Origin of the sequence: Halovivax ruber XH-70 (assembly GCF_000328525.1) — an archaeon.
In the GTDB taxonomy this organism is placed as follows: domain Archaea; phylum Halobacteriota; class Halobacteria; order Halobacteriales; family Natrialbaceae; genus Halovivax; species Halovivax ruber.
Window position 1 is genome coordinate 1,842,725 of the sequence record NC_019964.1, and the last position, 12,884, is coordinate 1,855,608.

General features: G+C 64.4%; 12 protein-coding genes. 2 read left to right on the forward strand and 10 right to left on the reverse strand.

Annotation, left to right across the window (positions count from 1 at the left end):
- Positions 1-93: 93 nt before the first annotated feature.
- The gene (locus HALRU_RS08745) at positions 94-957 is read right to left on the reverse strand and encodes a 2-oxoacid:ferredoxin oxidoreductase subunit beta (protein WP_007704616.1); all 864 of its coding nucleotides are present in this window, start codon (positions 955-957) and stop codon (positions 94-96) included.
- Positions 957-2,711: a 2-oxoacid:acceptor oxidoreductase subunit alpha gene (locus tag HALRU_RS08750; protein ID WP_015301033.1), complete on the reverse strand. Its 1,755-nt coding sequence runs from the start codon at positions 2,709-2,711 to the stop codon at positions 957-959. Before HALRU_RS08750 ends, HALRU_RS08745 begins: the two co-directional genes overlap by 1 nt.
- A 243-nt stretch (positions 2,712-2,954) precedes the next feature.
- Between HALRU_RS08750 and HALRU_RS08755 the strand changes: the two genes are divergently transcribed.
- A complete protein-coding gene (locus HALRU_RS08755) occupies positions 2,955-3,590 on the forward strand; it encodes a ferredoxin--NADP reductase (protein ID WP_015301034.1) in 636 nt (211 codons plus the stop codon).
- A 47-nt stretch (positions 3,591-3,637) separates the two neighbouring features.
- Here the strand turns inward: HALRU_RS08755 and mce are convergent, their stop codons facing one another.
- The 4 genes from mce to HALRU_RS08775 all read right to left on the reverse strand — a co-directional run bounded on the left by mce (position 3,638) and on the right by HALRU_RS08775 (position 7,498).
- On the reverse strand, positions 3,638-4,021 hold the full coding sequence (mce, locus tag HALRU_RS08760; protein ID WP_015301035.1) for a methylmalonyl-CoA epimerase: 384 nt from the start codon (positions 4,019-4,021) through the stop codon (positions 3,638-3,640).
- A 79-nt stretch (positions 4,022-4,100) separates the two neighbouring features.
- Positions 4,101-5,783 (reverse strand): acyl-CoA mutase large subunit family protein, encoded by a 1,683-nt coding sequence (locus HALRU_RS08765; protein ID WP_015301036.1) that lies wholly within the window; start codon positions 5,781-5,783, stop codon positions 4,101-4,103.
- 216 nt (positions 5,784-5,999) lie between these two features.
- Positions 6,000-6,671 (reverse strand): hypothetical protein, encoded by a 672-nt coding sequence (locus HALRU_RS08770; protein ID WP_015301037.1) that lies wholly within the window; start codon positions 6,669-6,671, stop codon positions 6,000-6,002.
- Positions 6,672-6,913: 242 nt separating this feature from the next.
- On the reverse strand, positions 6,914-7,498 hold the full coding sequence (locus HALRU_RS08775; protein WP_015301038.1) for a GNAT family N-acetyltransferase: 585 nt from the start codon (positions 7,496-7,498) through the stop codon (positions 6,914-6,916).
- 200 nt (positions 7,499-7,698) lie between these two features.
- On the opposite strand from HALRU_RS08775, the gene HALRU_RS08780 reads away from it, so the two are divergent.
- On the forward strand, positions 7,699-9,696 hold the full coding sequence (locus HALRU_RS08780) for an AMP-binding protein (RefSeq protein WP_171814987.1): 1,998 nt from the start codon (positions 7,699-7,701) through the stop codon (positions 9,694-9,696).
- A 56-nt stretch (positions 9,697-9,752) separates the two neighbouring features.
- On the opposite strand, the gene HALRU_RS08785 is transcribed toward HALRU_RS08780, so the two are convergent.
- From HALRU_RS08785 to HALRU_RS08800, 4 genes are all read right to left on the reverse strand, one after another.
- Positions 9,753-10,136: a hypothetical protein gene (locus HALRU_RS08785; RefSeq protein WP_015301040.1), complete on the reverse strand. Its 384-nt coding sequence runs from the start codon at positions 10,134-10,136 to the stop codon at positions 9,753-9,755.
- Positions 10,137-10,246: 110 nt separating this feature from the next.
- The gene (locus tag HALRU_RS08790) at positions 10,247-11,176 is read right to left on the reverse strand and encodes a hypothetical protein (RefSeq protein WP_015301041.1); all 930 of its coding nucleotides are present in this window, start codon (positions 11,174-11,176) and stop codon (positions 10,247-10,249) included.
- A 146-nt stretch (positions 11,177-11,322) separates the two neighbouring features.
- Positions 11,323-11,832, reverse strand: coding sequence for a YciE/YciF ferroxidase family protein (locus HALRU_RS08795; protein WP_171814988.1), 510 nt, complete (start codon positions 11,830-11,832; stop codon positions 11,323-11,325).
- Positions 11,833-11,942: 110 nt separating this feature from the next.
- A complete protein-coding gene (locus HALRU_RS08800) occupies positions 11,943-12,812 on the reverse strand; it encodes a hypothetical protein (RefSeq protein WP_015301043.1) in 870 nt (289 codons plus the stop codon).
- Between the last annotated feature and the right edge of the window lie 72 nt (positions 12,813-12,884).

The following is a 12,884-nucleotide window of genomic DNA, read 5'->3' on the forward strand; positions in this document are numbered from 1 at the left end:
GCTGGGAGACGGATGCGAGAAACCACAAACCGAGCCAGGTCGGAACCCGGCTCGATCAATCCTGCGTCGACAAAATCCGTGACTGAAACCGACTCAGTAGAACTCGCGAACGAGGTCCATCGCGTCCTCGGGGGCGCCGTCGGGGATCTCGGACATGTTCGCGCCGAGGTTCTGGTGTTGGCCGTACGGCACCGACTCGTCGTCCTGATAGATGACGCCCTGATACTCTTTGTCGGAGTCGAGGATGACGTCCTTGGCGTCGTCGTAGTCGTTCGGGTCGTGACCCTCTTCCTGGAGGTCGACCAGCGTATCGCGGAAGTAGTCGTAGGTGTCGACGTCGTTGAACGTGACACACGGGCTGAAGACGTTGACGAAGCCGAAGCCGTCGTGCTCGATGGCTGCTTCGACGATCTCGGTGTGACGCATCGCGTCGGAGGCGAACGACTGGGCGATGAACGTCGCGCCGGAGGCGAGTGCGAGCGCGAGCGGGTTGACCGGCGGCTGCTTCGGCCCCTCGGGAGTCGTCGAGGTCTCGAAGTCCGATCGCGAGGTCGGCGACGCCTGGCCCTTGGTCAGGCCGTAGATGCGGTTGTCCATGACCACGTAGGACATGTCGACGTTCCGGCGAACGGCGTGGATGAAGTGGCCGGACCCGATCGAGTAGCCGTCACCGTCGCCGCCGGCGACCATGACCTCGATGTCGGGGCGGGCCATCTTGACGCCGGCCCCGACGGGCAGCGCGCGGCCGTGGACACCGTGAAGCGCGTAGCTGTGCATGTAGGTCCCGATCTTGCCGGAACAGCCGATGCCGGCCACGACGAACGTGTTGTCGGGATCGTTGCCCGTGTTCGCCAGGGCCTTCATCATGCCGTTCATGGTCCCGAAGTCACCGCAGCCGGGACACCAGGTCGGTTGCTTGTCGGACTTGAAGTCGGTGAATCGAACGTCTGAGCTCATTATGCTGGCACCTCCGTGGAGAGTTCCGCTTCGATGTCGTCCGCGAGTTCGTCCGCCTTGAAGCGGATACCGGTGTACTTGTTGATCCGTTTGACTCGCGTCAGCGTGTCGTGTTCGATCACGTCGGCGAACTGCCCCGTGGCGTTACACTCGACGACGATCACGTTGTCGGCTGCCTCGACGTCCTCGGTGAGGTCGGGCCGCGGGAACAGGTACGGAACCGACAGGACGCGGACCGAGATGTCGCGTTCCTCGAGGAGGTCGAGCGCCTCGATGAGGGCTCCCTCGTTCGAGCCCCACGAGATGACGAGGTCGTCGGCATCCGGGTCGCCGAACTCGCGGTAGTCCCAGTCCTCTTCGGCCTTTGCGGTTTCGACCTTGCGATTTCGTTTATCGACCTGCTGGACACGGACGTCGGTGTCCTCCGTCCGGCGGCCGAGTTCGTCGTGTTCCAGGCCGGTGCTCATGTGGGCGCCGTCGAGCGTTCCCGGAAGGGCGCGCGGGCTGACCCCGTCGTCGGTCGCGGCGTGCGCACGGAAGCGACCCTCCTCGTCGAGCCACTCCTCGACGTCGTCTTCCGCGACGATCTTGCCCCGATCGATCTCGACGTCGTCCATGTCGAACGCCTCCGGCGGGAACGTCTGCTCGGTGACCGACGTCGCCAGGTCGGAGACGAGGAAGACCGGCGTCTGGTACTTCTCGGCCAAGTTGAACGCCTCGATCGTCTTCCAGAAGCACTCGGTGATCGAGGTGGGGGCGACGACGAACCGCGGCACTTCGCCGTGGCCGCCGTACAGGAGCATGTTCAGGTCGCCCTGTTCCTGCTTCGTCGGCATCCCCGTCGACGGACCGGATCGCTGCACGTCCGCGATGACCAGCGGCGTCTCGCTCGTCGCGACGAGGCCGAACGTCTCGGTCATGAGGTCGATCCCGGCACCCGAGGTCGCCGTCATCGAACGGGCACCGCCGCGTGCCGCGCCGAGCGCCATGTTGATCGCCGAGAGTTCGTCCTCCGCCTGGACGACGTGCCCGCCGTAGTCGTCGACACGGCCGGTGAGGTACTCCATGATGGAGGTCGCGGGCGTGATCGGGTAGCCGGCGTAGAAGCGACAGCCGGCCGCGATGGCGCCCATGCCGATCGCCTCGTTGCCGTTCAGGAGGACGTAGTCCTCGTCGGTCGTCTCCAGATCGTAGCCCAGGTGGTCCAGATCGAACTCCTCGCGGACGTAATCTCGACCGAGTCGGGCGGCCTCCTTGTTGTTCTCGACGATCTGGGAGCCCTTCCCGCCGAAGCGCTTCTCCAGCGCCTCGTCGAGGTAGGCGACGTCGAAGCCGGTGATCTCGCAGGCGGCACCGAGGGCGACGACGTTTCGCATGATAGCGCCGCCGGCCTCTTCTGCGAGGGACTTGAGCGGCACGTCGACGCCGGTCGCCTCGTCGGGGAGTTCGGCGTCCCACGAGCGCTCGCCGTCGTAGATGATCGCGCTGCCGTCGTGCATTTCGTCGACGTTCTCGTCGATGGTTCGCTGGGTGAGCGCCACGAGGATGTCGAGTCGATCGACGACGCTCTGCACGTCCTCGACCGAGGTTCGAATCTTGTAGGCGGTGTACCCGCCCCGGATCCGTGAGGCGAAGTCCTTCGAGGTGAACACCTGCCGTCCAGCTCTGGCGAGAGCCTGGGCGAAGATCTTGCCGGTGGAGTCGATACCGTCCCCGGCTTCCCCGCCGATGGCCCAGTTGAGATCCGCTGGCATATTCTAGCGGCCCTTGCCCGGGGGAGAGGAAAAGGCTTCTGAAACCCCCGGTGACTGACCGCACGAGGTAACGGTTACGCCACCGTTCTGTTTGTTTGAGTGGAGAACTGACGACGGGCCGATCGGATCGTGACGAAATCACACGCCACCGTTCGAAAAAGAACCACCCGGTCCCGAGATCACTGGCTCCGGGAATCCGTTCGCTCCCAGAACCCATTTGGCTCCCTCCCACAAAGCGTGCGTATGAACGCGACAGTCGCAGTAACCGCGGTCGACCGAGTTGGACCGGAGACGGTTGCACTCGAGCTGGAGACGCCCGACGGATTCGACGCCGCTCCAGGACAGTTCGTTCTCGTCCGCGCAACGCCGGACGACGAGGAGATCGCACGCCACTACACGCTCTCCTCGCCCACGATGGACGAGACGTTCGAGATTACCGTCGGCGTGGATCCCGAGGGCGACCTCTCGCCGTGGCTCGCCGACCGGGAGCCGGGCGACGAGATCGAGATCGAGGGCCCGTTCGGCGAGATCGCCTACGAGCGCGACAGTCACGTGGTCGCGATCGCTGGCGGCCCCGGCGTCGGACCGGCCGTCGCGATCGCGGAAGCCGCCCAGGACAGCGACTACGACGCCGCCGTGGTGTACCTGGACGACGAGCCAGCTCATATGGACCGCCTCGACGCGCTGTCAGCGGACGACGTGCCGGTGACGATCGTCGCGGACGGCGACGAGGAGCGCCTCCGCGGGGCGATCGCCGACCACGTCACGGACGGCCAACTCTTCGCGTTTGGCTTCACGGAATTCGTCACTACCGTCGCCGACGCGATCGAGGATGCCGGCGGCGATCCCGACGACGCGCTGATCGAGAACTTCGGCTAATTCTTGGCCGTCACGAAAGCGATTAACGGTATTGACGGCCGGCAGGATCAATGTTCGACGAACTCGACGAGAATCCCGCCAGTGTCTCGCGGGTGGAGGAAGGCGACGTCGTGGCCCCACGCGCCGGGACGTGGCTCCTCGTCGATGGGCGTGATGTCAAGTTCGCGCGCCCGCTCGATCGCCCCAGCGACGTCGTCCGTCTCGAACGCGAGGTGGTGGATGCCAGGCCCGTTGTCCTCGAGATAGCTCGCAATCGTTCCGCCCTCCGTCGGTTCTAAGAGTTCGAGGTAGCCGTTCCCGAAGTCGAGAAAGACGACCTGCATGCCGTCGAACGTCTCCTCGTGGGCCACGTCGACCCCGCAGAGGTCGACGAACAACTCGGCGAGCGCTGTGGCGTCCTCGGTCGCGATACCCGCGTGATCGAACTGCATTAGCCGGGTGTTCGACGGGGCGTGGCCTCACTCTTGTGATTCGGACCATTGAGACGACGCGCTGAACAGAATCAGGCCGCTACACCGCGCCGCCGCCCTGGTACTCGCCGAACTCGTCGCGGAGCACGTCACAGATTTCGCCGACCGTCGCGTAGGCTTTGACCGCGTCGATGATATGGGGCATGAGGTTCTCGTCGCCGCGCGCCGCGTCTCGAACCGCTGCCAACGCCGCCTCCGCCGCCTCGTCGTCCCGGGCCGCTTTCGTCTCCTCCAGACTGTCGATCTGGCGCTGCTGGTCCTCGGCGGTGACCTCCTGGACATCCATCTCCTGTTCTTCCTCGACTTCGAACTCGTTGACGCCGACGATGATGCGCTCGCTGTCTTCGATCTCGCGCTGGCGGTCGAACGCCGTGTCCTGAATCTGGCGCTGGACCCACTGCGATTCGACGGCGTCTAACATCCCGCCCCGGTCGGCGACCTCGTCGAGCAGGTCGTAGGCGTCGGCTTCCACCTCGTCGGTGAGGCTCTCGACGTAGTAGCTTCCGGCCAGTGGGTCGATGGTGTCTGCCGCGCCGGACTCGTGCGCGAGGATCTGCTGGGTCCGAAGCGCGGTGCGGACCGACTCCTCCGTGGGGAGCGCGAGCGCCTCGTCCTTCCCGTTCGTGTGGAGGCTCTGCGTACCGCCGAGGACGGCCGCGAGCGCCTGGTAGGCCACGCGGACGACGTTGTTCTCGATCTGCTGGGCGGTGAGCATCGAGCCCGCCGTCTGGGTGTGGAACTTGAGTTGCTTCGACTTGGGGTTCTGCGCGTCGAAGCGCTCCTCCATGATGTCGTGCCACATCCGACGGGCGGCGCGGAACTTCGCGACCTCCTCGAAGATGTTGTTGTGGCCGTTGAAGAAGAACGAGAGTTGCGGGGCGAACTCGTCGACGTCGAGTCCGGCGTTGACGGCCGCCTCGACGTACTCGATCCCGTTGCCGAGGGTGAAGGCGAGTTCCTGCGCCGCCGTCGAACCGGCTTCGCGAATGTGGTAGCCGGAGATGGAGATGGTGTTGAAGTTCGGCGTCTCGTCCGCACAGAACTCGAAGATGTCAGTGATGATCCGCATCGAGGGTTCCGGCGGGTAGATGTAGGTGTTGCGCGCGATGTACTCCTTCAGGAGGTCGTTCTGGATCGTCCCGCGCAGCTGCTCGCGGTCGACGCCCTGGCGGTCGCCGACGGCGATGTACATCGCCAGGAGCACGCTCGCGGGCGCGTTGATCGTCATCGAGGTCGAGACCTCGTCTAGCGGAATACCGTCGAAGACGGTGAGCATGTCGTCTAACGAGTCGATGGCGACGCCAGCTTTCCCGACCTCGCCGGCAGCCATCTCGGCGTCGGAGTCGTAGCCCATCTGCGTCGGCAGGTCGAACGCCATCGAGAGGCCGGTCTGACCCTGGTCGAGGAGATAGTGGTACCGCTCGTTGGTGTCCTCGGGGGTCGAGAATCCGGCGTACTGGCGCATCGTCCACAGTCGGCCACGATAGCCGGTCGAGTAGACCCCGCGCGTGTACGGCGGTTCGCCCGGGAACCCGAGATCGTCCTCGTAGTCGAGATCGGCCACGTCCGCCGGCGTGTAGACGCGATCGACTTCCTGGCCGTTCGTGTCCGTCGTGAACGTCTCTTTGCGTTCGCCGAACCGATCGACGACGGGGTCGACGGTCTCCTCGTTCCACGCCGCGTGCCCCTCGCGGATGGACTCGAGGTCGTCCGAATCGAACATTATCCCCACCAACGCGGTCACGCGGCTTGAAAGTTGAGAAACGAACCGATCGGACTGTGAAGGGGCGAGTTCGCGGTATTCACCCGAAAACGTTCGACTCCGCGTACGTCAACGGTCGGCCTCGAACGACGCTACCGCAGCCACGACTCAACGGTGCGAGGACGGTCACTCGATCGCGTCCTTGCAAAAAAACATCTTCGTGCGAGAAGCGCAACCTCACTTGGCAAACGTGACCGAGACGTACGTGACACCGGCCGAGACGATGGCACCGACCACGCCGAAGACGAGGCTGTTGATGAGCAACTGCGTCGTCTCGAGGGACGTCCCTATCACGATTCCCGATGGGGATCCCGAACTGATTTCAGGGATCTGCGTGGACCCGAGGAAGGTAGTCACGAACACGAACAGCGCTAACCCAGCGAATGCGCCGATCGCACTCACTTTGAACTTCTCACCGTCGGGCTTCGATAAGTGTGTTCCGACGAGCAGTCCGAACCCACCGACAACGAGAAGTCCGAGATACGGGAGGAACCCGAGTGCGTTCTGGACGATGCTGAAGACCCAGAAGTCGTGAACTTGCCCCTGTTCTTGACTGGTCAGGTCCTCTTCGACCGTCAGCGCCGGATCCCCGAACGCATCCACCAGCAGGAACATGAGGAAGATCGCCACCGAGAGGACGGCGAACGTTCCGAGTAGTCCCTTGAGAAATCGCTGCGTTTCGTGATCGGACAACAGATCACCGAGATCCGTGCCGGGCTGCGATCGGTCGAAGCCGCCGGGGTGCTGGCGGCCGGCCTGTCCTCCCGATTCGGGCTCGGTGTACGTCGCCTGTGCCCCACCACTTTCGTTCGATTCATCAACTCCATCACCTGTCTCGGAACCTGACATCAGATCCAAATATAAAATCCCACACCCATATGTGTACCTTATATATTCAGTAATCCCTCCAATAATGTTAGAACCGAGAATTACCGGCGGCGGTAATCGGTTGGGGTGTGAGCGTCCAGCCGCCGGTGAACGAGGCGGGTTCCGGTACGACGATTGATCTGGAACGCCACGCACGTGAGCGAGATTACAGAGTGAAAGTCAGGGCGGCGGTCGTCGTTCAAATTCACAGCAGGTGGCGCTGGTCACCGGCCAGTGTCGTACTTGTACGTGGCCGTGTCCGGGTCGATCCCGAACTCCTCGGCCGTCGTCTCGTCGTCACCGGCGGCCTCCTCCTTGCTGGCCGCCTTGAACGCCCCGCGCAGTCGGTCGGGGACCTGAAATTGGTCGACGGCGACCCGAAGCGGGCTGGCGTCGGGATCGATACCATCTCGCTTCGCTTCGAGACGGGTCTGAAGCGGTCCCGGCAGGGCGTCGACGTCGATCGACTCGAAGCCGAACTGCGCGAGGTAGGGGCCCTCGCCCGTCAACGCGTAGACCGTCTCGAAGTCCTGATCACCGGCGTACTCGACGAGTCGTTCGACGACGTGGGCGCCGACTCCCTGTCCGCGCCAGTCCTGGAGGACGCCGATGCTCGTCAGTTCACAGGCAGGCTCGCCGTCGTCCGGCCGATGGATACGAATGCGCCCGAAGCCGGCCTTCTCGTTCGAGACTTCGTCGATGGCGATAACGTAGTCGCGCGAACGGAACGCCGTCGCATCGAGACCGAGTTCCTCGATCCGGTCTAACAGCCACACCTCCTCTCGGTTCTTCGCGTCCCGTACGTACATACGGATAACTTGGCGGTGTGGCGCAAAAGTGTTTGCGGGCACGCCGAACGGTGGTGCGGACGGTCGGTGCGACGTAACGGCCGAACGATGGTGACTGCGGCCAGTCAGCGGACCAACTAGCGAACGCAGCACCTGTCAGCGGGCGTGGCAACGGATGGCAAATTTCTTCGGGGTGTATGCGAAACCCCCCGACGAGCACAATGACCGGCGAGTACATCGACGAGGTGGCCTACGAACCGTCCCAGGAGTTCGTCGAGTCGACGAACGTCTGGGAGTTCATGCAAACGTACGACATCGACGACTACGACGAACTCATCGAACGGACGACGACCGAGATTGACGGCGTCGAGGACAGCGGCGTTGACTGGTTCTGGGACGAGCTCGTCGACTACCTCGACATCGAGTTCTACGAGGACCACGATCGGGTTCGAGATGACGAACGGGGACCACAATTCGCCGACTGGTATCCGGAAGGTGAGCTCAACATCGCCCACAACACGGTCGACCGCTGGGCCGACGTCGACGAGCCGACTCGCAACAGCGTCGCCTGCATCTGGGAGGGCGAAGACGGCGATGTCCGCGAGATCACGTATCACGAATTGGCTCGCCAGTCGAACAAGGTCGCGAACTACCTCGAATCGGTCGGCATCGAGACCGGCGACACCGTCTGCCTGTACATGCCGATGGTTCCCGAAGTCATCTCGATCCTCTACGGCTGTTTCAAAGTCGGCGCCATCGCCGTCCCCATCTTCTCCGGGTTCGGCGTGGACGCGACCGCGACCCGGATCGCCGACGCCGAGTGTTCGGTGCTGTTCACCGGCGACGGCTTCTACCGCCGTGGCGGCGAGATCACGCTCAAGGGGGCTGCCGACGAGGCCATCGACGAAGCCGGTCACGTCGAACACACCGTTACGTACCAGCGACTTGGTCACGAGCCCGATGCCGACATGCCCTGGGACGACGCCCGCGACGAGACGTGGGCCGACGCCGTCGCGACACAGGACGACGAGTACGAGACGAAATCGCTCGACGCCAGCCAGGAGTCCATGCTGCTCTACTCCTCGGGGACGACTGGGAAGCCGAAGGGGATCGTCCACACCCACGCTGGCGTCCAGTTGCAGTGTGCAAAAGAGCTCTACTTCGGGTTCGACCTGAAACCCGCAGACCGATTCTTCTGGGTCTCGGACATCGGCTGGATGATGGGCCCGTGGACGCTCATCGGCGTCCACTCGTTCGGCGGGACGATGTTCATGTACGAGGGCGCCCCGGACCACCCCGAGCCGGACCGGTTCTGGGAAATGATCGACCGCCACGAACTCACGCAGTTCGGCATCTCGCCAACAGCGATTCGCGCGCTCCGCAAGCACGGTGACGAGTGGCTCGACGGCCACGACCTCTCCTCGTTGCGGATCCTCGGATCGACCGGCGAACCCTGGGACCCCGAGTCCTGGCAGTGGTTCTTAGAGAACGTCGGTCGCGGCGAAGCGCCAATCATCAACATCTCCGGCGGGACCGAGATCTGCGGCTGTTTCCTCATGCCGATGCCGATCACGGAACTCAAACCCTGCACGCTCGGCGGCCCGGGACTCGGGATGGACATCGACATCGTCGACTCGGCGGGCGAGTCCGTCGCCGACGACAACGAACGCGGCTTCCTCGTCGCGCGCGACTCCTGCCCCTCGATGACCAAATCGCTCTGGTCCGGAGACGAGCGCTACCTCGAAGAGTACTGGTCGAGCTGGGACGACCTCTGGGACCACGGCGACTGGGCCCAGCAGGACGAGGACGGCTTCTGGTTCCTCCACGGCCGCGCCGACGACGCCCTCAACGTCGCGGGGCGCAAGGTCGGCCCCGCCGAGGTCGAAGGCGCACTGATCGACCACCCCGCCGTGAACCAGGCCGCCGCCGTCGGCGCGCCGGACGAGACGACCGGCACCGCCGTCGTCGCCTACGTGATCTTGGAGGACGGAGAAACCGAGTCAGACGACCTTCGCGACGAACTGCGTGCGCAGGTCGGCGAGGAACACGGCAAGCCCTTCCGCCCGCGAGAGATCCTCTTCGTCGACGAGTTCCCGAAGACCCAGTCGGGCAAGATCATCCGCCGCGCCATCGAGGCCACCTACACTGGCGAGGATCTCGGCGACATGAGCAGCATCGAGAACCCTGGAGCACTCGAAGCGCTCGACGAAGCGCGATAGAACGCTCCTGTCGATTCCGCCGGCGTATCCGTCGACGAGGAGACCGCAACGCGTACTCAGAAGCCGACGAGCGCGGGCGACGCTTCCGCCGAAATCCCGCGGATCGTCCGGTCGAACGCCAGGACGATCACGTTGTTGAACACGAAGAAGAGGTACATCGAAACGACCGTCACGAGGAACGCGAGGTCGATCGGGTGTGAGAGATAGTGACCGACGGCGACGACGATCCCCGCGTAGGTAGCGGCGGCAAGCGCAACTCCCGCAAATCCGAACACATCGTAGAAAAAGACCGTGACAGGATTCAGTTCCTTCGCGTACGGGGCGAAGATCAACAGCACCGCCGTCGTCACGTCGACGAGCCACAACAGGTGAAAGGAGCGCCGAAGCCATCGGGAGTTGGGTGGGTCGAGATAGTGACGAGCCAGCCGTGTGACGATCATTCGTCGGTCGTTGGGGAGGACCGGCGATAGCGCCTGTGCCTGCACATGTCCGCCCCAGGACCGACGAGGAGGACGTTCCGATCGCCGGAGCCCGATGTTCGGCAGACGAATCAGCCAGCAGCGAGCGCCGCCTCGATCCGCGATTCGATGTCCGTGAGTTCGTCCCGCAGTGCGTCGCCTTCTTTCCCTTCGAGTTCGGTGAGTCGGTCGCGGATACCAGCGAGGAGTTCGTACTTCTCGTCCTCGTCGACGCCGGTCTTCTGGACGTAGACAGACTCGGATCGGTCGTAGACCTCGTCGGGTTCGAGGTCGGTCACCGACAGCACGACGTCGACCTTCGTCGGATCGATGCCGCGGACCCACTCGTGTGGGATGTCGTGGGCATCGAGGGCGTCGAAGACGGTCGCCTCGTCGCGGAGTGATCGACGTTCCCGGGTCGCCCGCGTGATCGTCCCGAACCGGCCGTGCAATCGCTGGTCGGGACCGAGGCGGTCGAGGAGTTCGTCGCGAAACGTCGTTCGGAGGCGGTCCGAGCCGCGTTGAACGTCGGAACTGATGACGTAGCAATCGGTCAGGTCCGTCGTCGACAGTTCGTCCGGTTCCGACACGTCGAACCGATGGAGGTGTTCGGCGAGCAAGAGCGCGTCGTCGTGGAGCCGGTCCGGCGCCGTTCGCGCCTCGGCAGGGCTGACGAGAAACGGACTCTCACCGGCCGTTTCCGCCGCCAGGTTGAACACGACGTCGTCGCCGTCGATCACGATGTCGGACGTGAGTGTGAGCACGGTGACGTAGGGCTCGACACCCGGTTGCAGCGTCTGGATGCCGATCGGGTTCGATTCGAGCCGATCGACGAGCACGTCGAACTGCTCGCGCCGGAGTGTCCGATCCTCGCCGCTGTCGAAAAATTCGATCACGAGTCGGTCGTCCTCGATCGACCGGGTGGTGAACCGACGGGCCGAGACGGGCGTCTCCAGCGCCGCGCCGTCGTCGAGCGCCGCGAGCTGCGTTCGAAGGTCGTCCCAGCGCGCTGCTGCGTCCATAGTCACACACCGACGGCCGGACGGGAAAATCGATGCCCGGCATCGCACGGCTCCGGGCCCATTGGCCGATCGAGATGGCAGTTCGGTCCATCCGTGCAGGCCTGGTCAGACAGGGTGCGCTGTCAGGACACGGGACGCCGTTCGGTTCAAGACGGCGTGATCCGGTCCCAGAACGACTTCATCTCGGAGGACTCCGACATCGCCTCGAGCTCCCTGAACGCCGACGTTTCCTCCTCTCTGTTGGCCGACAACGGATCCATCACCTCGCTTCCGTACCCGATCCGATCCGCCATCAGTTCGAGTCCCTCGTAGGCCGTCATCTCGACGCGTTCGGTCATCATCCCGGCCGTCATATAGCCCATGTCGCGCATCCCGGCGTCGTCGATCGACTCGTCCAGTTCGATACGTTCCTCGTGGAGGCCGTCGACGACGGCATCCTCGATCGGGGCCGGTGTCGACCCGATCTCGTCGAAAACCGTTTCGAGCCGGGAGACGTGGTCTCTGGTCTCGTCGCGGTGCTCGGCCATCCCGTCGCTCAGCTGCTCGTTGTCGGCCATCCGAGCCATGTGGTCGAGTTCGTCGACCAGCTGTGTCTCGGCGTAGTACTGCTGACGGAGCTTGTGTTCGAACATGTCTTCGAGTGCATTCATGGACATCACCCGGTCCGACCTGCATCGAGAGTGGGCTTAGTCACGGCACCCGAGCGTGCAAGCGGCGGAGCCGACGAGCGGCCGTCGACTCACTGCCACGTCGCGCCCATCCGTCGCTACGAGACGTCCAGTTCGACCGCGGAGAGTGGGAGTCGCCGCTCGGGTACGGACGTCGCGTCGGCGTCGGTGACGAAGAGAGCTCCCTCGGGCTCGGTCGACTCGGCACCGTCCTCACCATCGTCGAGAGACGCTTCAGGCGTCTGGGACTGCGTTCGTCCACCCGTCCCGCCAGTGAGAACGGTAACCCCGTCCGCGACGAGCGGTGCGAGCACCCCGGCGACGACGGTTCGAGGGTCGTCGAACGCCCGGTCGACCACGACGCGCGTCCCGGCCTCGATGTCGAACGCCTCGGCGATTCGCCGGGCTTCCGCGAGCGCCGTGGCGTGACTGACCGATCCACATCGTGTCCCATCGCCATCGTCTACCGCGAGCAGCGGCGTCTCGGGATCGATATCGACCGGCGGGAAGGACGGGTTCTCACTCCAGAGCCCCGCGTCGAGGTGGTGAACCGCTGGCGCAGGTGGCTCACCGCCGTAACAGACGAGCTGAGTCGACGGACCGGCTTCGACGCCCTCGAGCTGGGTCGCCGGCGCGACGATCGTCCGGAGCGATTCGGCGTCGCTTTGCGTGTGTGATTCGGCGTCACTCGCCGCGGATGAGGCGGCGTCGATCGCCGTCGACGGCGGGTCGAACCAGGTCCGCCCCGAAAGTAACGCGGTCCCGAGAAACGAAAGGACGGCGAGCGGTCCATCACCGACGACGCCGACGGTGACCCCACGACGGACGCCGGTGTGCCTGAGGAAGTTTCCCGCCTTCCAGGCCGAGGTACACACCCAGTGTGCGTCGTAGGTGCGCCCGGTCGAATCGACGAGCGCCGGCCGATCGCCCCGTCGATCACGCGTGAGATAGTCGGCGACGGTCTCCATACGTGGCCGTCGGTCCGGTGGGCGCAAAAACGCGGTGATCCACGTCGACTGTGACCCCGCCCGTTGTCATCG

Coding starts and splice junctions, on each gene's coding strand:
- HALRU_RS08800 (WP_015301043.1), bottom strand. CDS start 12,812: ATGGAGACCGTCGCCGACTATCTCACGCGTGATCGACGGGGCGATCGG.
- HALRU_RS08765 (WP_015301036.1), bottom strand. CDS start 5,783: ATGTTCGATTCGGACGACCTCGAGTCCATCCGCGAGGGGCACGCGGCG.
- HALRU_RS08785 (WP_015301040.1), bottom strand. CDS start 10,136: ATGATCGTCACACGGCTGGCTCGTCACTATCTCGACCCACCCAACTCC.
- HALRU_RS08780 (WP_171814987.1), top strand. CDS start 7,699: ATGACCGGCGAGTACATCGACGAGGTGGCCTACGAACCGTCCCAGGAG.
- HALRU_RS08790 (WP_015301041.1), bottom strand. CDS start 11,176: ATGGACGCAGCAGCGCGCTGGGACGACCTTCGAACGCAGCTCGCGGCG.
- mce (WP_015301035.1), bottom strand. CDS start 4,021: ATGCAGTTCGATCACGCGGGTATCGCGACCGAGGACGCCACAGCGCTC.
- HALRU_RS08775 (WP_015301038.1), bottom strand. CDS start 7,498: ATGTACGTACGGGACGCGAAGAACCGAGAGGAGGTGTGGCTGTTAGAC.
- HALRU_RS08745 (WP_007704616.1), bottom strand. CDS start 957: ATGAGCTCAGACGTTCGATTCACCGACTTCAAGTCCGACAAGCAACCG.
- HALRU_RS08770 (WP_015301037.1), bottom strand. CDS start 6,671: ATGTCAGGTTCCGAGACAGGTGATGGAGTTGATGAATCGAACGAAAGT.
- HALRU_RS08750 (WP_015301033.1), bottom strand. CDS start 2,711: ATGCCAGCGGATCTCAACTGGGCCATCGGCGGGGAAGCCGGGGACGGT.
- HALRU_RS08755 (WP_015301034.1), top strand. CDS start 2,955: ATGAACGCGACAGTCGCAGTAACCGCGGTCGACCGAGTTGGACCGGAG.
- HALRU_RS08795 (WP_171814988.1), bottom strand. CDS start 11,832: ATGTCCATGAATGCACTCGAAGACATGTTCGAACACAAGCTCCGTCAG.